Genomic DNA, 21,552 nt, shown 5'->3' on the forward strand with positions numbered 1-21,552 from the left:
CACCATTATTAAAATAAATAAATACCTAACTAATGTACAAGATTTTTACGAGAAAGGGGATGCCTACATCCCTCTTGGGTACTTCTGTTCCACTAACCGACGATAAGGAGACCACAAATGTAAAGAGTAAGATGTTTACAAAAAATGTGAAACGTTTTTCTTTAGCGTATGCCATGATGCTGTTGGGGGTGATGGGCGGATACGCTTCCTCACATGCGCAACGGATCAATATAAAAGAGAAGAATATCTCTTTTAGAAAAATTTTACAAGAAATAAATAGACAAGCGGGTTATCATTATCTATGGACCGCTAAAAATATAAATCCAGAGACGCAGATCTCGGCCGCCTATACGAATCTTTCTGTACAGGATGTCCTGGAAGATATCCAACGCAAGAATCCGGTGATTTTTGAGGTTGCCGATAATGTGATCCGAGTGAAACAACGACCTGCATTAAAGGCGATCAACGCAAATGTAAATGTAGAAGAAAACATGCCAGTTGTGGTGGTTGAAGAGCAGCGTCCTATTCGCGGAAAGGTGGTTAACGAGCAAGGCCAACCGATGGTTGGCGTTACGGTGACCGTTCAAGGAAAGAAATTGGGCGCATTGACGGATGCTGATGGTGCTTTCTCCATACCTGGTGTGGAAGAGGGGGCGACTCTTTTGATCTCCTATGTAGGTTATACCAGTCAAAACGTAAAAGCAAGTTACAATGGTGCGAATATTACCCTTATTCCGGACGACCGCGTGGTTGATGGCGGTACGGTTCGCGTGAACACGGGATATCAAAGTCTAGCGCGGGAACGGATGACTGGGGCGTTTAGCTATATCAGTGGAGAGCAATTGGAAAGCAAGCTTGCAACAGGATTGAAAAATGCACTAGAAGGACAAGCTGCAGGGGTTGTAATTGATAAGTCCGGTAATATTGAAATCCGCGGTATATCGACTTTTAATGCACAAAAGACCCCTTTAGTAGTCGTTGATGGCTATCCAATTGAAGGATCGATTGATGACATTAACCCGATGAATATATCGAGTATTGTTGTACTGAAGGACGGTGTGGCTGCTTCTATTTATGGGTCACGTGCCGCCAATGGGGTAATCGTAGTGACCACGAAAACAGGTAGAAGTAGTAAACCGAAGGTAAGCTATTCTGGATTTGTAAATATCGTGCAACGTCCGGATCTGAAGTACCTGAACCGTGCATCGAGCTCGGACTATATTGATGCAGAGATTGACCTGTTTAACTTAAACCCAAATGGTCCTTCGACGTTAAGTACCGGAAATATGAGCCGTGTTACGTACTTGCTGATGCAGGTTCGCGAAAAGAAGATTACCGAAGCAGAAGCTATGGCGGAAATCGATGGTCTGCGTAAGATTGACGGGATGAAGCAGATTGAAGATGCTTTCTTCCGGAAGAAAATCACCCATCAGCATAACCTCGGTATTTTAGGTGGTTCGGAGGAGTATAACTATAATATCGCCGTTAACTACCAAAATACGAGAGAGAATTTGATCAATAACGATGGTAAACGGATTATTTTCGATTTGAAAAACGAGTGGAAACCCTTTTCATTCTTAACGGCTGGTGCATCTGCTAATTTTACGGTAGACAATGGTTCTTCCAGTTGGATGTTGGTTAATACAAGCACAGGGCCTTCCTACGTTGGGAATCATTTTTCGACTTTAACAGCGTACGGTAGTGCCTCTCTTTTGAGACCTTATACGAACCTTTGGGACGAGAATGGCGATCCAGCCGATATCTGGGGGATAAGCCAGTATAAGGTGAATACCTACAAAAATACACCAGGTATGAAGCAATGGGGATACCACCCGATGCAGGATATCAACGATAACAATTATAGTAGAAAGTCGTTCTCATCGCGTCTTACAGGTTTCGTTAGAGCACAGATTATCGATGGGCTTACCGCCGAATTTGGTGGTAACTGGGTACGTGGTAACACCCATGTAAAAGGTGTACAAGGGGCAGATGCTTATGCCGTACGTATTGCGTACAATGATGCAACATCCAAAGCAAACAAAGCCAACCATTATTTTCCAGATGGAGCCGTTATCAACGAAAACAGAGATATGAACGAGTCGTGGACATTACGTTCACAGGTTAACTATAATAAGAACTTCTTAGGGGATAAACACCGTGTGAATGCGTTGGTTGGAAATGAGATCCGTAAAATTACTGCGGACAACAATCAGCTCGCTACGCGCTTGGGATATAACCCAACGGCAGGCTCTTTTATTCCAGTGAACTTAAAGGATTACCTTGGAGGGATCTATAGTTCGGACATGTTATTTGCATCTTCCTTCCAAGGGATGACAAATGGGGAGTTTCGCTATGCGGATAACCGCTTCGTATCTTGGTATGCTAATGGATCTTACGAATATGATAACCGTTTTATCGTTAGTGGATCGATGCGTTTGGACTTAACGAACTTCTTTGGAACGGATAAAGAGTATCGCTACAAACCGCTTTGGTCGCTTGGTGCTACGTATAAACTGAGCAATGAGAAATTCTGGAACAGTGATGTGGTTAACAAATTGTTCTTACGTGGTTCGTATGGTATAAACGGAAATATTTCTTTGAATAATGGTCCGTTCTTGATCCTTAGCGTGGGAACTTTCTCGCAAACGACGGGCGGTGTTTCTTATGGTGTTTCCTCGCCACCAAACAATCAGCTGCGCTGGGAGAAAACCAAAATATCAAATGTGGGGATAGATTTTGGTTTATTCAACAATGCGGTGGAAGGTACATTGGATTATTACAACAAGAAAAGTTCCGATTTATTGGCAGCTGATGCTATTGATCCTACATTGGGCTACACATCACTGGTTAAGAACGTAGGTGAGATGAGTAACCATGGATTCGAATTAAGTCTGAATATGCGTGTGGTGAATACCAATAATTTTAGATGGACGGTATCTCCGAATATTGCATACAACTTCAATAAGGTAAACCATTACAATGTGACACGTGCTTATCCTTCAAGCTATACGACATCACAAGGGATCTTAGCGGCCGGCTATCCTGCAGCTAGTATTTGGGGATACCGTTATGCAGGCTTAAATGATAAAGGACAAACACAAATCTATGGTAAAAACAACGATGTGAAGTTGATCGGAAATGCATTGATCGAGGATGTTTCGTATCAAGGAACATTTCGTCCGAAATGGGACCTTGCCTTAACGAATAGATTAAAGTATAACGATTGGAGTCTTTCCTTTATGTTTATTGCGAAGCTTGGACATAAATATAGAAAAGATGGTTTCTTAGGTTCTAATTTCCAAAACAGACACGTCGGTGAACGCTGGAAGAAACCGGGAGATGAAGCGCATGCTATCTATCCGGCACTACAATCATGGAATATGGATATGTTCACTTTCCCATATACGGATATTTTATTGGGGAATGCCAGCTATGCTAAACTTCGTGACGTAACCTTGTCCTATGATTTAAGCAAATGGACTAAATCGTTGAAGATAGCGAATGCACAACTGTATGTACAGGGACGTAATTTGTTCAGAATAACAGGTAAAGGTGTAGACATCGATCCAGAGACGGCAGAAGTAAACTTAACTTCAGGAACGGGAGCTGCCACCGAACAGGGGTACACATTATTGCCTTTGCCGCGTGAGTTCTTTATTGGATTACGTATAGGCCTTTAATCATTAATCAATAGCATTTAATATGAAAAAGATATTTTATTCCATACTGGTTTCAGGAGCGCTTGTAAGCAGTTCTTGCACGAAGTTTTTGGATGTGAAACCGGTCGGGCAATTGATACCTACAAAAGTGGAAGATTTAGAGAATCTACTAAACAATACGCGTACGATTGACTACCACTTTATCGATAATAACAGAGGTTCATTTTATGCCTTTCTAGGGGATAACCTTCAGATCAGTGTCAACCAAGAAAAGTATTTGTACCTGAGTACGCATCCCAATGTGGATCGCTATGCGGCCTATACTTTTTATCATCCTTATTCAGATCCTACTAAACCTCAATATGCTTGGGAGTGGGGGATTTATCGCGCAACAGCGATTTTCAATACGGTTATCGATGAGGTGACGAATTTAAAAGCGGAGGGTTCCGATTTGGGCAAAATTATTTCTGGTCAGGCCAAAGCGGGACGGGCTTGGTCGTATATGGTAGGCGGACTAGCTTACGGACCGATGTATGATCCAGGTGCTGCGAATGATAAGAAGGTTTTACCATATCGGAAGGCGAGTTCACCGATTGTGGCAAACCCGGATTTAGCAACGACAAAGGAGATTATGGATTTGGTGGAGCAAGATTTGATGGAAGCGCGTACAGCTCCGGATAATGTGGGGAATCCATCACGCGCCAGCTTGGCAGCTGTTCATGGTCTTCTTGCTCAGTTTTATATGTTCAAAAGGGATTGGGCTAAAATGTCCGAGAATGCGGAGTTGGCTTGGACCAAAGTTTTAGCGAACAAAGGGTCGGTAGATAATGCAATTTATGATTATAACAAATTCTATTACAAACCAGATCCCAATGCTTCTCCTTCACCGGGTACGGATGTCGAAGTCGGATTAGAGCTAATTGGGCAGGATAATTTTATTCGTCAGACGGACAACCGTGAGCAGCTGTTCTACCGCATGACGCCGTCAAGTTCTGGACATTATCCGTCGGATGAATTCTTATCAATTTTCGATAAAACGAACGACCTTCGCTATAAATTGTTTGCCTTAAAATCGTTAGGCTATTCTATAACGGTTGGAGGTGTTAAGTATGATGATGGTATTAAAGTATATTACTATAGAGATGCGAAAATGGTCGATAACCAAGGGCTTACCAATCCAGAGCTCTTGTTGATGAAAGCAGAAGCAAATGCGCGCTTGAATAAGCTCTCGGTTGCATTGGCAGATTTAAATTTGCTTCGTAAATACCGCTATGCGGGAACGAATAAAAATTTGCCAAACGGTGCTTCTTTAAGCCAAGATCAACTCTTGGAAGAGATCCTAAAGGAACGTCGTCGCGAGTTGCCACTTGGTACATACCAACGGACAATGGATGTTAAACGCTTGGCGCTAGATACCGGTAAGCCGTGGGCAAAAACAAAAATCGACCATGTTGTAGGCGGTAAAACGTACTCGGCGGAGGTTAATTCGAAGTTTTATACGTTAGAGATAAACAACCCTACTATTAATCTTAATCCGCAATGGGGCTTGCAGCCAAATAATACAACTTATTTACCAATAAAAAACTAATTTTAATCCGGATAGTCCTTCCCATCGGGGTGGGGTATCCGGATTTCTTAACCATCTAGAAAAATGAAAAAATCACTCTTAAGTACGCTGTTCTTACTACCGATGTGTGTATGGGCGCAGCAAGAAAATTTTAAAATTGAAGGTGCACTTAAAAAAGCACCAAAGAATGCGAAAGTGTTCTTGTCTTACCGCACGCCTGATAGTAATGTTACGGACTCTGTTGAGTTGAAAGGCGGTAAATTTGCGTTCAACGGTAATGTGGCTGGCCCTACATTAATGACGGTACGCGTACAACGTGTCGGAGATAAACCGAGCGCGAACGGTGGCGGTGATAGCTATAGTTTATATGTGCATACGGGCTTAAACAAATTGGCAGCTAATGATTCAATCAAAAATGCTTCTTTCTCCGGCCCTCAAGTAGGCTTGGATTATGTGGGCTATGCGAAGAAATTGGAAAAGGTTACTACGGCAACTCGGGCGGCGGAGAACATGTGGTATGATGCGACCGATGAACAACGTAAGGATCCTAAATTAATGGAACGTGTGCGCGCTGCAATGAAGCCGTTAGGGGAGCAGAAGTTGGCGTTGCAAAAGGAATATCTTGCAGCAAACCCAAATTCTATTGCAAGTTTGATGGCCCTTCAGGATATCGCAGGTTATCAGATGGATTTAGACGTTGTTGAACCTGCTTTTAAGGCACTTTCTGCCGCGGTACAAAATTCAGCTCCAGGGGAAGCGATGAAGAAACGTATCGCCACCGCAAAGGTTACTGCAATTGGCGCTATAGCTCCTGACTTTACGCAGAATGATCCAAACGATAAGCCGGTGAAATTGTCTGATTTTCGTGGTAAATATGTGCTTTTAGATTTCTGGGCATCTTGGTGTGGTCCTTGTCGTGCTGAAAATCCACATGTAGTCGAAGCATACCATAAATTTAAAGGAAAGAATTTTACGGTGCTTGGTGTTTCTCTTGATAATCCAGGTAAGAAAGATAATTGGTTAAAGGCGGTAGCGGATGATAAATTGGAGTGGACACAAGTGAGTGATCTACAGGGATGGAAAAATGCTGCTTCTACGTTGTATGGGGTGCGCGGAATACCACAAAATTACTTGATCGGTCCTGATGGAAAAATTTTAGCAACAAACCTTCGTGGCGCAGGACTAGAGAAGAAACTTATTGAATTGTTAGGCGAATAAGGCAAAGCTGCTGAATATAACATTAAAAAAATGTCCCGTTAGCTCCCCGCTAGCGGGATTTTTTGTTTGAATAGATGATACCGAATTGCCCCTGTGTCTAAGCCTGTGGACAGTTTGAATAACCATCAATCCATATCAAATGTAAGGTGTGAAGTTTTGTCCGATTTATGTGAAAAAACTATTTTATATTCGCTTGATGATCAATAAGACAATAGCGATTGAGATAAAGAATAGGTAGAGAATATTGCTCCTGTTCCTCAGTTGTTTATAAGATATTTAATATGAAGAAAATAATATCATTATGGTTGGTGTGTATGCCAATTCTAGGGTTTGCTCAACTAGAGATAGTTTTTAAGAATAAAGTAGATTCGGTTTTTGATAAAAATAAAGATGCCATAGGAATCATTGTTCATGTGGAGGCACCGAAACGAGGTATTTCGTGGAGCTATGCGATAGGGGTGTCGAATATCAAAACAAATGAACCACTACAGGATCAGCAACCTGTTTTGGTCGCCAGTAATACTAAGCCATACGTTGCGGCAGCAATACTTAGAATGGTCGAAAAACAAATGATACGGATTGATCAACCTATTCGCACGTTGCTATCGGAAAAAACACGTGAATTGTTCGAAAATGTGGGGTATGATTTGAATAAGATAACGGTGAAAAACTTGTTATCACACACCTCTGGCATTGTAGACTATGTCAATGAAGCATATTTCGATTTTGTGAATCAAAATCCTACCTATAAATGGAAAAGAGAAGAGCAAATGGAAAGATCGGTTGGTTTGGGAAGTCCCGAACCAGCAGGCGAAAAATTTAGCTATGGAGATATTAATTACTTGCTTTTAACTGAAATTATTGAGCAGAAAACGCATCAACCATTTTATAAAGCGATTCGAAATCTGTTAAAGTTTAATGCATTGAATCTGACAAAGACATGGTTCGTTGACTTAGAAAATTTTCCTAAGAATACTCTTTCACTTGCGCATCAATATGCGCGTAAATATGGTTGGGATTCTTTCGATATAGATCCGTCCTGGGATTTGTATGGAGGTGGAGGTATTGCTGCAACAGCCAAAGAGTGTGCTTTGTTTTTTCAGTATTTGTTCGACGGGAAAATCATAAAAGATAAAAGGATTCTGGAAGCTATGCATACCCATGTTTTACCGCCAGAACAATCCAGATATTGCTTAGGACTCTATCATTTTGATATGGGATTTAATGCGTATTACCATGGCGGTTGGTGGGGGACAGATGTGATTTATTCTCCGCAATCTGATGCAACGATTACTGTTTTTACCTTGCAAAAGGATTTTCAACATATCATTAATCCATTTATCGGAAAAGAGTTCCAAAAGTTATTGATCGATTAATAAATCGACATCCAGTAAGTCATCTGTTAAAGGTTAGAAATCGATTAGTCTATGTTGAGGCAGATTGTTTGAAATGTTTTCGGATTTTCTGCCTTTTTTGGATAAAAAAAACCGTTCTTTATGATGTAAAATAAAAGTATAAAACCGATACCATTAATTATGGAAAGCACAATAAAAGCAATTTCAAATATTGTCTGGAGCAACTTCTTCATTTATCTCTGTCTATTTACAGGCCTTTATTTTTCCATTAGGACAGGTTTCTTGCAAGTGCGTTATGTTCGGGAGATGTTGCGTTTGCTTTTTGTAAAACGGGAATCGGATAAGGGAATTTCTTCCTTTCAGGCTTTTGCTTTAGCAATTTCGGGGCGTGTCGGAACAGGGAATATTGTTGGTGTTGCTACCGCTATTTATATGGGTGGACCAGGTGCTGTCTTCTGGATGTGGGCTATAGCTTTTCTTGGATCAGCATCTGCTTTTGTTGAAGCGACGTTAGGACAGTTGTATAAGCAGGTGATTGATGGTGAATATAGAGGCGGACCGGCTTATTACATTGAAAAAGGACTTGGTGTAAAGTGGTACGCCGTACTATTTGCCGTTGTGACCATCGTAAGTACAGGACTTCTCTTGCCAGGGGTGCAGAGTAATGCGATCAATGGCACGATTTCTAATGCCTTCGATTACCAGAACAGTATTGTTCCCTTTCTTGGAATCGAATTTCCTTTAAGTATAGTTGGGTTAGCAATTATCGTACTTTTGGCGGTTATTATTATTGGTGGTGTAAAGCGATTGGGACAAGCATCAGAGTTTATCGTTCCTTTTATGGCGGGAGCGTATATTCTGATGGCTATTGTTATTATAGGTTTGAATTTTTCAGAAATTCCAGCTGTTTTCAAGCTTATTTTTTCGTCGGCTTTTAGCCTGGATGCTTCCTTTGGTGGCATTGTTGGGATGGCTATTGCTTGGGGAGTGAAAAGAGGGATCTATTCAAACGAGGCAGGACAAGGCACAGCACCACATGCGGCCGCGGCCGCGGATGTCAGACATCCCGCGCAACAAGGATTGGTGCAAGCTTTTTCAGTTTATGTAGACACACTGTTTGTTTGTACCGCGACGGCGTTAATGATTCTTTTTACGAATATGTTCAATACGGCAGAAACCTTTGATAAAAGTGGTAAGGCACAAACGTATATTGTAAATAATGTTCCAAATATTGAGGCCGATGGATTTACCCAGGCTGCCATCGCCTCACATTTTCCTGCTATCGGGCATCAATTTGTTGCAGTAGCTTTGTTTTTCTTTGCTTTTACGACTATCATGGCTTACTATTATTATGCGGAAACTAATGTGACATATATATTTAAAGGTCGTTTTCTCAAGCCCGTTATTTGGTTGCTTCGTATCAGTTTTTTAGGAGCGACTTACCTCGGTACGGTTAAAACAGCCAACCAAGCTTGGGATCTCGGCGATATTGGAGTAGGATTAATGGCATGGGTCAACCTCATTGCGATTTTATTATTGAGTAAAACGGCAATGAAGGTATGGAAAGACTATAAAAACAAACGAAAAGCAGGCATAAAGGATCCGACTTTTAGTGCAAAAGAAATTGGTATAAAGAATGCCGATTTTTGGGATTAACATATGATTGTAAACCGTAATATTTAACCTAAATCTGAACAAGTCGTTGTAGAAAATGTAGGTGGTACGAACACCGTAAGGTCATCAAGTTCTCTATTGATATTTGTTGTAAGTGCACCACAGTCTTTTTTGTGGTGCGAAATCTTTCATTAACAACCTCTAATAACCTTTTTTTATTCATTTGGTTTCTAATACTTTCGTTTTGTTTTTTTGCGCAATCGATTGTGTTTTATTTTTTCTTTTCTATCTATAATTATTTCTTTATAATTGATTAAATAACCTTTTAATCATCAGCCAAAATTTAAGAAAAATACTGAATTAGTTCTCGTATTGTGCTCAATGTTAAGTTGATGTTACATTGTGCCGCGCGTTAATGTTCATTTTATCTGTTTAATATTTATTAACACAAGGATAATATTAACCCAATTTTATAAACTCTTTCTTTGCCGAACAAAGAAATTAACTAAATCTACATGAAAAGGAATTATGCATTGCTGCCTGTTTTCATAGGCCTATCGCTTTATCCTTGGTCAAACGCCAGTGCGCGGCTATTAGACCTGGATCCGAATTATCACGCTACTGTTTATGTGCAGGGAAAGCTTCGGGGTGTCGTTCGTAATGAGGACGGACAGTCGATGTCTGGTGTTTCTGTGTTAAACCTCCAGACCAAAGAAACGGTGCAAACAGATGATAATGGGATATTTGAAATTATTGCTGCCGTAGGGATTGATATCCGTGTATCTATGGTCGGCTATAAGAGTCAAGTAATCAAAGCAGATGGGAACCGGAAAGAAATAACCTTACAGCGGTCGGACGAATCATTGGATGAGGTTGTGGTTGTTGGTTATGGACGCCAAAAGAAAGTAAATCTAACGGGGGCGGTGACGCAGATCGATTCCAAGATTCTGGACAACCGACCGGTAGCTAATGCCGCGCAAGCCTTGCAAGGAGCGGTTCCTAACCTTAACATTACATTTACCAATGGCCGTCCGGGGGGTGAGGGAAATATTAATATACGTGGGTTTGCTTCTATTAATTCAGCAAATGCTTCTCCATTGGTCCTGATCGATGGTGTGCCGGGAAACATAAATACCATCAATCCACGCGATATTGAATCGATATCGGTCTTGAAAGACGCATCAGCCGCCGCTATATATGGAGCACGAGGTGCTTTTGGGGTAATGTTGGTAACCACTAAGAAAGGAAAAGAAGGGAAGATGAATATCAACTATAGTAATAACTTTAGTTGGGCAGGGTTAACGGTTAGCACGGACTTTATGACATCCGGCTATGATGCGGCAAGATTAAACGATGAGGCGTTTATGCGCCATACCGGTAATAGCTATACGGGGTATACAGCTGAGGATTATGCCGAATTGCTGAAGCGCAAAACAGATCCATCCCTACCGTCGGTCGTGATACAGCATCGTAATGGTAAGGATCAATATGTGTACTATGGAAGTACAGATTGGTGGAATGAGATGTATCGGAAGAATCAAGCTGGGATGGAGCATAACCTGAACTTTTCGGGAGGTAATGAAAAGATCGATTATTATATTTCAGGCCGTTTGTATGAAAAGGGGGGATTGATGAAGCTCAATCAAGATCAGTTCGATGCATACAATGTCCGCTCGCGAATCAATGCACAGGTAACGTCTTGGTTGAAAGTGAGCAGTAATTCGCAGTTGAATTATCAAAATTACACCTTCCCGGGATGGGCAACAAATCCGGACAACAATAACAACTTTATCTCCACCACGGTACACGCCTTACCATCCTATGTGCCGGTGAATCCGGACGGTACAGCAACCTACAGAACAGAGTTGAATAACTACAATATTGGAGATGGTATTTATGCCGATCTTTTGTACGGCAAATCAAAAGGTGGGCAAAAGAAATATGAATTTATCAATATGTTTGAGGCCGTGGCCCAACTGCATAAAGATTTAAGTGTAACCGCCAATTATACATTCACCTATAATCCGATCCAGTCGTTTACGCGACGTGTTGCAGCCCCTTGGTCTGTGTTTCCGGGCGTGATCAATACGTTGGGGAACGATACCTTCACAGAAATAATCGAGAATAAGCCCAAGCATTCACTGAACTTATTTGCGAACTACAATACGCAGCTGGGAGATCATCATCTGGGCGCTACAATAGGGTTTAACAGAGAGCAGACGGGGTATAAGCGTATCGGTGGAACGCACAATAATCTATTATCTGAAGATCTAAACGATTTCGCCTTAGGAACCGGGCAGATGCAGTTGCTTGGCGGGGCGAATACCTGGGCACTTCAAGGTTATTTTGGACGTGTGAATTATGATTACAAAGGGAAGTATCTGATTGAGGTGAATGGTCGCTATGACGGGACCTCTAAATTTCCGGTAGGGCAACGCTATGGTTTCTTTCCTTCGTTCTCCGCCGGTTGGCGTGTGTCGGAAGAGCCTTTTATGGCGTCGATCAAACCGATCGTAAATGAGGCTAAATTTCGGATGTCTTATGGGGCGTTGGGGAATGCAGTCGAAGCGGATCCCTACGGCTATATACAGCAGCTAAATACAGGTCTTTCTAATTATATTACTAAAGGTACTAAAACACAATATCTAAGTGCACCGACCCCAATTTCGGCGGACCTTACCTGGGAGCGTACCAGTACCTTAAACTATGGTGTTGATTTGGAGTTTGCAAACCGACGCTTAACGACTTCATTCGATTACTTTATTCGCGAAACTTTGGATATGCTGATTGCAGGTAAGACGCTTCCAGCGGTATTTGGTGCCGCATCGCCGAAGACGAATGCTGGCGATTTGAAGAATAAGGGATGGGAATTGTCACTTGCATGGCGCGATCAATTTATGGTGGCCAATAAACCTTTTGGGTACAATATTGGTATCGGCCTATCTGACTCTAAAGCGAAGATTACCCGTTTTGATAATAAAGAGATGTTGTTGAGTAACTATTACGTCGGGCAAACGTTAGGGGAGATCTGGGGGTACAAAACAGATGGTTTCTTCCTGTCTAATGAGGAGGCAGCCAACTGGAAAATAAACCAAGACTATGTGGATAATGTGCGTTTAAGTGCTTCAGGAGATTGGACTAAACTACAAGCCGGCGATCTCAAGTTTGTGGATATCGGGGGCGGACCGGATGGAGCGCCAGATGGTAAGGTGAACAACGGTAGAAATACATTGACGAATCCGGGGGATCAAATGATAATCGGAAATAGTAGAGCGCGTTACACATTTGGCTTTAACCTGGGTGCAAACTGGCAAGGATTTGATGTGTCTGCATTTTTTCAAGGGATAGGAAGACAGCATTGGTGGCCTGGTGCGAATGCAGATAAATTCTGGGGTCCTTATTCTCGTCCGTATTATTCTTTTGTACCGAAAGATTTTGAAGCAGATGTGTGGACGCCTGAAAATACAGATGCTTATTATCCTTTATTACGCGGCTATATCGCATTGAATGATAGAGGTTCATTGAACGTTAAGAGCGATCGTTATCTTCAGGACCTGGCTTATATCCGATTGAAAAACTTAACGGTTGGGTATAGCATTCCGCAGAAATTGCTGCAACGGGTGAAACTCGGTAATGCGCGTATTTATGTCTCTGGAGAAAATCTATGGACAGCGACGAAATTACGCTCCAAATATATCGATCCGGAGCAGGCTGCGCAGGAAACCAATGGGCGTTCGTATCCCATTTCAAAATCATTTTCTTTTGGTTTGGACTTAACATTCTAAGACATGAAAAAATTATTCTTTTTATATATTACTATTGGGCTTTGTTTGCAAGGTTGCGACAAAAACTATTTGGATCGTGATCCAGAATCTACCATTTCTCCAGAAGCTTCTTTTAAGACCGTTAAAGATCTGGAGTTGTTTACAAAATCTTTTTACGAGGTATTGCCATCAGCAGAAGGCGTATACAACGAGTCGGTGGATAACATTGTTAAAAACACACTTGATGATGAGTTAACAGGTAAAAGACAGGTTCCTGTAAATGGTGGCGGTTGGACCTGGACGAACCTCCGTAATATTAATTTCTTTTTAGGGAATGCTACAAACACGCTATCGGCTGCCACAGCGGCTCCCTATATTGCCGAAGCACGCTTTTTTAGAGCCTATTTCTACTTTGATAAATTAAAGCGATTTGGTGATGTTCCTTGGTATAACACGGTATTAAACCCAGACGATGAAGAGCTCTTGAAGAAAAAGAGAGATCCGCGCACGCTTATCGTGGATTCTATTATGCAAGATTTAGATTTTGCGATCAAAAATCTAGAGACGAAGTCTTCGGACGAAAAAGTAACGAAATGGACTGCATTGGCTTTAAAATCTCGTATAGCCTTATTTGAAGGAACCTTTCGCAAATATCATACGAACCTAACGTTGCCGAATGCGAAAGAATTGTTGGAAAAAGCTGCTGAGGCAGCTAAGCAGGTGATCGATGGAAAGCAATATAGTATTTATATGGGAGCTGGCGATAATTCTTATGGGGCACTGTTTTATTCGGTGAATAGTTTGCCACAAGAGATTATTTTAGCCCGTAAATTCTCAGATGCTTTGCAGATTTGGCATAATGTAAATTATTATACGATTACGGCCTCTTATGGTAAACCTGGATTGGATAAGCATTTTGTGAATTCTTACCTGATGAAGGATGGGTCTCGTTTTACCGACAAAGCGAACTACCAAACGATGACTTTCCTTCAGGAAATAAAAGATCGTGATCCACGCTTAAGTCAAACGATCCGTACACCGGGCTACAAACGTATTGGTGGTGCCGCAACATTAGCGCCGAATTTTGGTAATTCTGTGACGGGCTATCAGTTGATAAAATATGTCGGCGATCCGAAGTACGATAACTTTAATCGGTCTGAGAACGACATGCCAGTATTTCGATATGCCGAAGTGTTGTTAAACTATGCGGAAGCAAGGGCAGAGCTGGGTGAATTAACGCAGGAGGATATCAATATTTCCATAAAACCCCTTCGTGATCGCGCTGGCATGCCTAATATGGATCTCGCTGCGGCGAAAGCTTCAGTGGATGCTTTTATGGCCAATGATTATCCCTTGGTAACCGGGGCTTTTCAAGGGCCGATCTTGGAAATTAGGCGAGAGCGAAGGATTGAGTTAGTGATGGAATCTTTCCGCTGGGATGATATCTTACGCTGGAAGGCTGGTAAATTGGTAACCAAACAGTTCAAGGGTATGTATTTTCCGGGTATTGGTAAGTATGATCTTGATGGTGACGGTAAGGATGATGTTTGGATATATGAAGATACGAAGCCTACAGCGACTGGCATACAGTTATTGAAACTGGGATCCGAAATTCTACTTGAAGAAGGGAAAAAAGGAAATGTAGTCGTGAACTCACATATTAAAAAGGCTTTTGATGAAAGTAAAGATTATCTCTATCCAATACCGATAGATCAGCTTGAATTGAATCCTAACTTGGAACAGAATCCAAACTGGAAGTAATCAATAGATAATGAGATAGGTATTTTCCATGTTCATCCTGCGGAAATACCTATCTTTATTATGTTAAACCTAAATCTTTTTATTGTGTTAAAAAAATACTACTCTTTACTGCTTTTGTGCAGTGTTTTGACGTTACTGTTTATCACAGCAGTAAACGGACAAACGCAAAGTCCAATAACGATAACGCACCAACCCTATATACAGGGACTTACTGGAACCTCCGTATCGGTCATATGGACAACAAACCGGCCTGCAATAGCATGGGTTGAATTGGCGCCTGATGATTCATCGCATTTCTACCGGGTAGAGCGTCCGCGCTTCTTCGCAACGAATTATGGCTTTAAAAATGTTGGCACCGTGCATCAGGTTAATCTTGAAGGACTAACACCTGGTACAACATACCGCTATCGCGTATATAGCACGGAGGTCTTAAAACATGTTGGCGTGAACGTCGATTATGGCAAAACAGTTGCTACAGGGGTCTATCAACAAGCTCCGCTTCAGTTTAAGACATTAGGCAATAGTGCATCCACTAAGTTTGCGGTGATCAATGATATACATGGGCGTAATGAGGTGATGCAGACGCTGTTGGATCATTCTAATCTTCCAGCGATGGATTTCATTGTTTTTAACGGTGATATGGCTAATAGTCTATTGAGCGAGGACCAGATGTTTCAAGATTTTATGGATACGGCTATAAAGCGTTTTGCGAGTGAAAAACCGATGTATTATGCACGGGGTAACCATGAAACGAGAGGCCCTTTTGCGGTTTCCTATCCTGCATATTTCCCCACCCCGACAGGCAAATTGTATTATCAATTTCGTCAGGGTGATGCTGCCTTCATTGTGTTGGACTGCGGTGAGGATAAGCCTGATTCCGATATGGAGTATAGCGGTATTGTGGATATGGATAATTATCGGACCCAACAAGCAAAGTGGCTTGCTAAGGCCGTTGAAGATCCTGCGTTTATCTCTGCCCGTTATAAAGTGGTAATTTGTCATATGCCTCCCTTTGGAGGATGGCATGGTGAGCTGGAGATTCTGGAAAAGTTTGTTCCGATATTAAATAAGGCAGGCGTTCAGATTATGCTTTCCGGACACCTCCATAAACACATAATCCAAAAAGCTAATAATCAGGTACATTTCCCCATCATTGTAAATTCAAATAATAATTTGATACAGGTAGATTTGAACCCAAGTAGAGGTTTATTTAAAGTATTGGATCAACAAGGGAAAACAGTCGACGAGGTATTGGTAAAGCCTTAATTGTTAAGCAAGGCCAGAACAAGTTGTGGCAAAAATCATAATAAATGCAATTACGGCAAGTAATATAAAGGTCGTTAATGGTGTTCTTTTCATGTTAAGGTGTTAATTATGCTGCTTAACACTACCTTAACAAAATGTGTGCCTAAGTAGTGGTTCGATTTTAGATTTTCTTTCTTTGGGTAGAAAGAAAATCTAAAATCGAACCCTATTATTGCCTGAAAAGCGGTGACATATTAACTCAACTGTTCCATTAATTTATCAAACTCTTCACGGAGTGTCGCTAGTTGTTCTTCCAATGTTTGGACACGTTCTTCTAGCGCTTGCACTTTGGATCCAGACTGATTGTCGGATACGGGGTTGCTCAGGTCGTAGTCCTCTTCATTCACATCGCCTAGTAAATGTACATATCGGCTTTCCTTTTGTCCGGGACGCTTTGGCAATAACTTAACATAAGGTGGCTCTTGTTCGTTTAGTCTATTTAACACTTCTTGAACCTCTTCAATACTTTCAAAATCAAACAATCGACCTGCGTTTGAGTTTATTTCACCAGCCGTAAGCGGCCCACGTAAGATCAGTAAGCATAATACGGCTAGGTCCTGTGGTATGAGTGGAAACTGGATGGCCAGGTTGTGCTTATATTTAGTAACGCGACTACCTCCGCCAACAACAGTGGATACGAGGCCTCTTTTACGCAAACTATCCAATGTCTGAATAACGGTTCCCTCATCGTAAGAGACAACAGGTTTGCGCGATGTTTTTTGATTACAAGCCGTCTGTAGACTGTTCAATGTCATCGGATAATACTCTGGTGTCGTCTTTGACTTTTCTAACAATGAGCCTAACACACGAAGTTCTTCAGCGTTTAAAATAGGTAGGTTGTTATTCTCTTCCATTGTCTAATTGATTTGATGTGAACCGAAGATAGGAAAAATAAACACTTTTCAAAATTCGGACACAGCAAGAGAAAGGATTTAGTACCTTCGTTCTTATAAAAGAATTTTGTGTTACATATTGCCCATCACCCCGCCTATATACATCCAGTACGTGAAGGACATCGTTTTCCGATGTTAAAGTATGAGCTGATACCTGCCCAATTACTGCGCGAAGGTGTCGTGTCTCAGGCTGATTTTTTTGAACCATCTTTGGCTACAAAAGAAGTTCTTTATATGGCGCATGATCAGTCGTATATTGATGATTTACTGGATTTGAAGCTGAGCGAAAAGATGATTCGCCGTATTGGTTTTCCCTTGACTCAAGCTCTGGTAGATCGTGAACGATACTTGGTTGACGGAACCGTGAAAGGAAGCCTCTATGCTTTGGAGCATGGTATCGCTTTTAATACGGCGGGAGGTACCCATCATGCGGGACGGGATTTTGGAGAAGGGTTTTGTTTGGTCAATGATCAAGCGGTAGCAGCATGCTTTTTAAGGGAGCGGAAGCTAGCCGCCCGGGTCTTGATCATCGATCTCGATGTACATCAGGGAAACGGTACAGCGCATATTTTTGCTGGCAGCTCATCCGTATTTACCTTTAGCATGCATGCGGATAAAAATTATCCCTTTATCAAAGAACGTTCCTTTCGCGATGTCCCTTTGGAAGATGGTATTGATGACGCATCCTATTTGTCTTTATTGGAAACACACCTTTTTGAACTTTTTGAGGAAATCCGTCCGGATTTTGTGTTTTATCAGTCTGGGGTCGATGTCCTCGCAACCGATAAACTTGGTAAGCTTAAGCTGACCGCGGAAGGTTGCCAGCGCAGGGATGCTCTTGTTTTTTCCTATGCAAAAAACTATAAAACTCCTATTCAGGTAAGTATGGGAGGGGGGTATTCCATTGATATCAAGGATATTGTTAATGCGCATGTCGCGACCTTTAAAGCCGCGATTGCTTGTTACAACCTATAGTAAAGGAAAGATTAGACGGGATTTTCTACCTTTTTTGAGTATTTTGCCTGTATCATTATTTAAATAATAGAATAAGAATTATATGTTTTTTCACCAAGATGCTACTTTTGAGTCGTTGTCCATTCACCGTGTTGGAAACAAAGCCCAAGATGAGTTTTATGTGTTGTCGGATAATCCGGTAGATCTATCTGAAGATGAGGTATTACCTGATTTACTGATGCAATATTTTATGAAGCCTTTCAGTAAAGCAAATGAGGTGTATCGTTTTTATCATCCCAATGACGACCTGCAACTGAATGAAGTCTATTACTTTGTTAAACAGTATTTTGAGGATAAAATGTCTTTCCATGATATGTCGGAACAGCTTGCAAAGCATTTGTATGAAGTTTCTGACCACCCGAAGATTAAAGCCGGCGAAGTATATGTTGTAGCCCTAAAAAATGTGCAGATGGAAGGTGAGGACCATCGTGCTATTGGTTTCTTTAAATCTGAAAATAAGGAAGCTTACTTAAAGGTTTATCCGAATACAGGTGGTTTTCAAGTCGATTACGAGCAGGAAGCAATCAATATAAACAAACTAGATAAAGGTGTTGTTATCGTGAATGTCGATCAAGAGGAGGGGTATAAGGTATTAGTCGTAGACCAAACGAACCAATCCGAAGCGGTCTATTGGAAAGATGATTTTTTAAAAATAAGACCTAGAAACGATAATTTTCAGCAGACCGGTAATTTGATGAAGGTTTATAAAAACTTCGTGACCGAGAAACTTGATGAAGTGTTTGAGTTAGAGAAAGCAGATAAGATTGATCTGTTAAATCGGTCCATGGATTATTTTAAGACGAAGGAGACCTTTGATGAAGCTGAATTTGAAGAAGAAGTAATCGCTAACCCACAGGCGGCTTCCTTGTTTAAAGAATATAAGCAATCTTTTGCTGATGAATTTGACAGTCCGTTTCAAGCGAATTTTGAAATTGCCAATCCAGCGGTCAAAAAGATGGCTTCTTCGTATAAATCGGTCATCAAATTGGATAAGAACTTTCATATTTATGTCCATGGAAAGCGGGAGTACTTGGAGACAGGCTTCGATGAAGACAAGGGTATGAACTACTACAAGTTGTATTTTGAAAACGAGAGTCAGTAGAAAACAAAATCATAAATCATATTCCAATTCGCTTTACTGGGGGATTGGGATATGCTTTCTATTGCTCATCGGTTGTGAGTTGGCCAAGCACTATCCATCCTGGATCGAGAAATATTACAGTCAAGGCTTTTACAGCTATTTCAGTTATGTACCCAAAGTACTCTTTGGATGGCTGCCCTTTAGTTTCGGAGATCTGTTTTATGTTGCGGTAGTTGTTTTTATAGTGCTACTGTGTTTACAATTGCTCCGAGAAGTGTGGCGTCGTCATTTTAAAGCTGCTTGGCATTATCTCTTAAAGCTCACCCTAACTGTTCTCAGTTTATATCTTTTCTTTTACTTCAGCTGGGGCCTGAATTACTACCGAATCCCCATGGTGCATCATCTCGATCTACAAGTTGATGCCTTGAAAAAAAGTGATTATCTATTTGTGTTGGATAAATATATAGATCGCTGTAATTCATTGCGTAATGGTATTGTGCCGGAACAATTAGATAAGGGTAAAGCAAAAATGGAGTTACAGGCTTTAATGCAGCAAGACACGGACTTGAGCCCTATACTATCACATACACAGGTACAGGCGAAGTCTCCTTTATCAAGTACGCTCGTATCATATTTCACTGTGACAGGATATTTTAATCCTTTTACCCATGAGGTGCAGGTGAATGAAAAAATGCCTATTGTTTCCTATCCATTTACAGTGGTACACGAACTCGGTCATCAAATGGGTATTGGTTTTGAGGATGAATGTAATTTTGCGGCTTTCTTAAAATTAGTGGATCACCCTGAACCCTGGTATCGCTATGCGGCGGCGTATGAAACCGTGCAGTATTTACTGCGGAATCTGCGCGCCGAGGATGAAGCACTGTTCAAGATCTATTACAAAAAGCTATCGCCCTTGGTGCTAGCTGATATAGCGACAGAGCGCGCATTCTGGAAAAAATACAGCGGTTGGGTCGAAGGGCTGACCAGTTATCTCTATAGCGGGTACCTGCAACACAACAACCAGCCGGAAGGGATAGAACGTTATTCTATGATGAGCCGAATGGTTGTTGCATGGGAGGTTCAGCAAAAAGCTAAAAAAAAACTTTAAACATTCATTTGTGGACGAACGACCTTGATTAGAAAAACGTAGGCTAGCAAGGCTCCAATCGTTGCCATCCCTACACCAATTAAGGAGGGATAGTTATAGGCATAGCCAAGTGATATCGGAATAGCCCCTAGATACGCTCCTAAGGTATTCCCGATATTAAAGCTAGCTTGTCCCGCTGATGCGGCAAATGTTTCGGCCCCTTTTGCGTTATTGATGAGCATCATCTGAAGGGGAGAACCAATCGTAAAAGAAATCATCCCCGTAACAAAAGCCATAGGATATGCTAATTCTTGGATATGTGCGGTGAAGAAGACGACCACCAAACAAATGGCCATCGCGGAAAAGCTTGTTATGGCGGCTTTTGATGGAGATATGGTGTCCGCAAGTTTACCACCAATAATATTTCCAAAGAACATACCCAGACCGATTAAGATCATAATAAAAGGAACCCGATCCGGATCAAGTCCTGATACATGTGTCACCAGTGGAGCAATATACGAGATCCAGGCAAAAAGACCGCCGGTACCAATAGCAATTACTCCCACCATAAGCCAAGCATCCCACCGTGTGAAGTAACGTATCTGCTTGAGGATATTGTTGTTTTTATTGGCTTCGAACTTAGGCATCCACACATAAATAGCCAGAAAGGTCAACAAGCCGAGTAAACTAATGACAGCATAGGTAATACGCCAGGAGTAATGGTGGCCGATATATGTCCCAAGGGGTACCCCTGCAAGATTGGCGATGGTCATGCCTGTAAACATCATCGATATGGCTTGTGCTTCCTTTCCGGGTTTCGCTAATCGTGCTGCCACAACAGATCCGACACCAAAAAATGCGCCATGCGGTAAACCAGAAATAAAACGCGTTGTAAACAAGAGCGCTTTACTCGGGGCAAATGCGAAGAATCCGTTAAACACAAAAAATAAAAGCATCAAAAAGAGCAATACTTTTTTAGGTGATTGTTTGGAAGTAAGAGCAACGAGGGTGGGAGCTCCCACGACGACGCCTAATGCATATAAAGCAATCAGATTACTGGCGGTAGGAATGTCGACATCAATATCTTTAGCAATATCGGGAAGAATTCCCATCATCGTGAACTCGGTCATGCCAATGGCCAAGCCGCCAAATGCTAATGCAATAAGTGCTTTGTTCATGGAGTAAGTTGATAAGAGGCCAAAGGTAGCCTTTCTGGGGGAGATAAAAAAAG

At 41.5% G+C, this 21,552-nt stretch carries 13 protein-coding genes; 11 read left to right on the forward strand and 2 right to left on the reverse strand.

Features of this window, described 5'->3' with window-relative positions:
- The first annotated feature begins 32 nt into the window (after positions 1 to 32).
- The 8 genes from E2P86_RS07430 to E2P86_RS07465 all read left to right on the forward strand — a co-directional run bounded on the left by E2P86_RS07430 (position 33) and on the right by E2P86_RS07465 (position 16,204).
- Entirely contained in the window at positions 33 to 3,680 is a 3,648-nt protein-coding gene (locus tag E2P86_RS07430; RefSeq protein ID WP_134432010.1) for a SusC/RagA family TonB-linked outer membrane protein, read from the forward strand.
- 22 nt (positions 3,681 to 3,702) lie between these two features.
- A complete protein-coding gene (locus E2P86_RS07435; protein WP_085472796.1) occupies positions 3,703 to 5,247 on the forward strand; it encodes a RagB/SusD family nutrient uptake outer membrane protein in 1,545 nt (514 codons plus the stop codon).
- A gap of 63 nt (positions 5,248 to 5,310) precedes the next feature.
- Positions 5,311 to 6,444 carry a TlpA disulfide reductase family protein gene (locus tag E2P86_RS07440; protein WP_134432013.1) on the forward strand — a complete coding sequence of 378 codons (1,134 nt, stop codon included), beginning with the start codon at positions 5,311 to 5,313 and terminating at the stop codon, positions 6,442 to 6,444.
- A 281-nt stretch (positions 6,445 to 6,725) separates the two neighbouring features.
- On the forward strand, positions 6,726 to 7,820 hold the full coding sequence (locus E2P86_RS07445; RefSeq protein WP_134432016.1) for a serine hydrolase domain-containing protein: 1,095 nt from the start codon (positions 6,726 to 6,728) through the stop codon (positions 7,818 to 7,820).
- Between the two features lie 159 nt (positions 7,821 to 7,979).
- On the forward strand, positions 7,980 to 9,455 hold the full coding sequence (locus E2P86_RS07450; protein ID WP_134432019.1) for an alanine/glycine:cation symporter family protein: 1,476 nt from the start codon (positions 7,980 to 7,982) through the stop codon (positions 9,453 to 9,455).
- Positions 9,456 to 9,928: 473 nt separating this feature from the next.
- A complete protein-coding gene (locus E2P86_RS07455) occupies positions 9,929 to 13,198 on the forward strand; it encodes a SusC/RagA family TonB-linked outer membrane protein (protein ID WP_134432022.1) in 3,270 nt (1,089 codons plus the stop codon).
- Between the two features lie 3 nt (positions 13,199 to 13,201).
- Entirely contained in the window at positions 13,202 to 14,938 is a 1,737-nt protein-coding gene (locus tag E2P86_RS07460) for a RagB/SusD family nutrient uptake outer membrane protein (RefSeq protein WP_134432025.1), read from the forward strand.
- A 60-nt stretch (positions 14,939 to 14,998) separates the two neighbouring features.
- Positions 14,999 to 16,204, forward strand: coding sequence for a purple acid phosphatase family protein (locus E2P86_RS07465; RefSeq protein ID WP_134432028.1), 1,206 nt, complete (start codon positions 14,999 to 15,001; stop codon positions 16,202 to 16,204).
- Positions 16,205 to 16,437: 233 nt separating this feature from the next.
- On the opposite strand, the gene E2P86_RS07470 is transcribed toward E2P86_RS07465, so the two are convergent.
- On the reverse strand, positions 16,438 to 17,097 hold the full coding sequence (locus E2P86_RS07470) for a YceH family protein (RefSeq protein ID WP_085472803.1): 660 nt from the start codon (positions 17,095 to 17,097) through the stop codon (positions 16,438 to 16,440).
- Between the two features lie 108 nt (positions 17,098 to 17,205).
- On the opposite strand from E2P86_RS07470, the gene E2P86_RS07475 reads away from it, so the two are divergent.
- The 3 genes from E2P86_RS07475 (at position 17,206) to E2P86_RS07485 (ending at position 20,342) form a co-directional block, all read left to right on the forward strand.
- A complete protein-coding gene (locus E2P86_RS07475) occupies positions 17,206 to 18,111 on the forward strand; it encodes a histone deacetylase family protein (protein ID WP_240775588.1) in 906 nt (301 codons plus the stop codon).
- An 82-nt stretch (positions 18,112 to 18,193) separates the two neighbouring features.
- The gene (locus E2P86_RS07480; RefSeq protein WP_085472805.1) at positions 18,194 to 19,252 is read left to right on the forward strand and encodes a nucleoid-associated protein; all 1,059 of its coding nucleotides are present in this window, start codon (positions 18,194 to 18,196) and stop codon (positions 19,250 to 19,252) included.
- Positions 19,233 to 20,342 carry a DUF3810 domain-containing protein gene (locus E2P86_RS07485; RefSeq protein WP_166785163.1) on the forward strand — a complete coding sequence of 370 codons (1,110 nt, stop codon included), beginning with the start codon at positions 19,233 to 19,235 and terminating at the stop codon, positions 20,340 to 20,342. Before E2P86_RS07480 ends, E2P86_RS07485 begins: the two co-directional genes overlap by 20 nt.
- Here E2P86_RS07485 and E2P86_RS07490 read toward each other — a convergent pair.
- Complete coding sequence (locus tag E2P86_RS07490; RefSeq protein ID WP_134432034.1) at positions 20,339 to 21,499, reverse strand: MFS transporter; 1,161 nt, start codon at positions 21,497 to 21,499, stop codon at positions 20,339 to 20,341. The two genes, E2P86_RS07485 and E2P86_RS07490, sit on opposite strands and share 4 nt — an antisense overlap.
- Between the last annotated feature and the right edge of the window lie 53 nt (positions 21,500 to 21,552).

Origin of the sequence: Sphingobacterium psychroaquaticum, from assembly GCF_004421025.1 — a bacterium.
Taxonomy (GTDB): domain Bacteria; phylum Bacteroidota; class Bacteroidia; order Sphingobacteriales; family Sphingobacteriaceae; genus Sphingobacterium; species Sphingobacterium psychroaquaticum.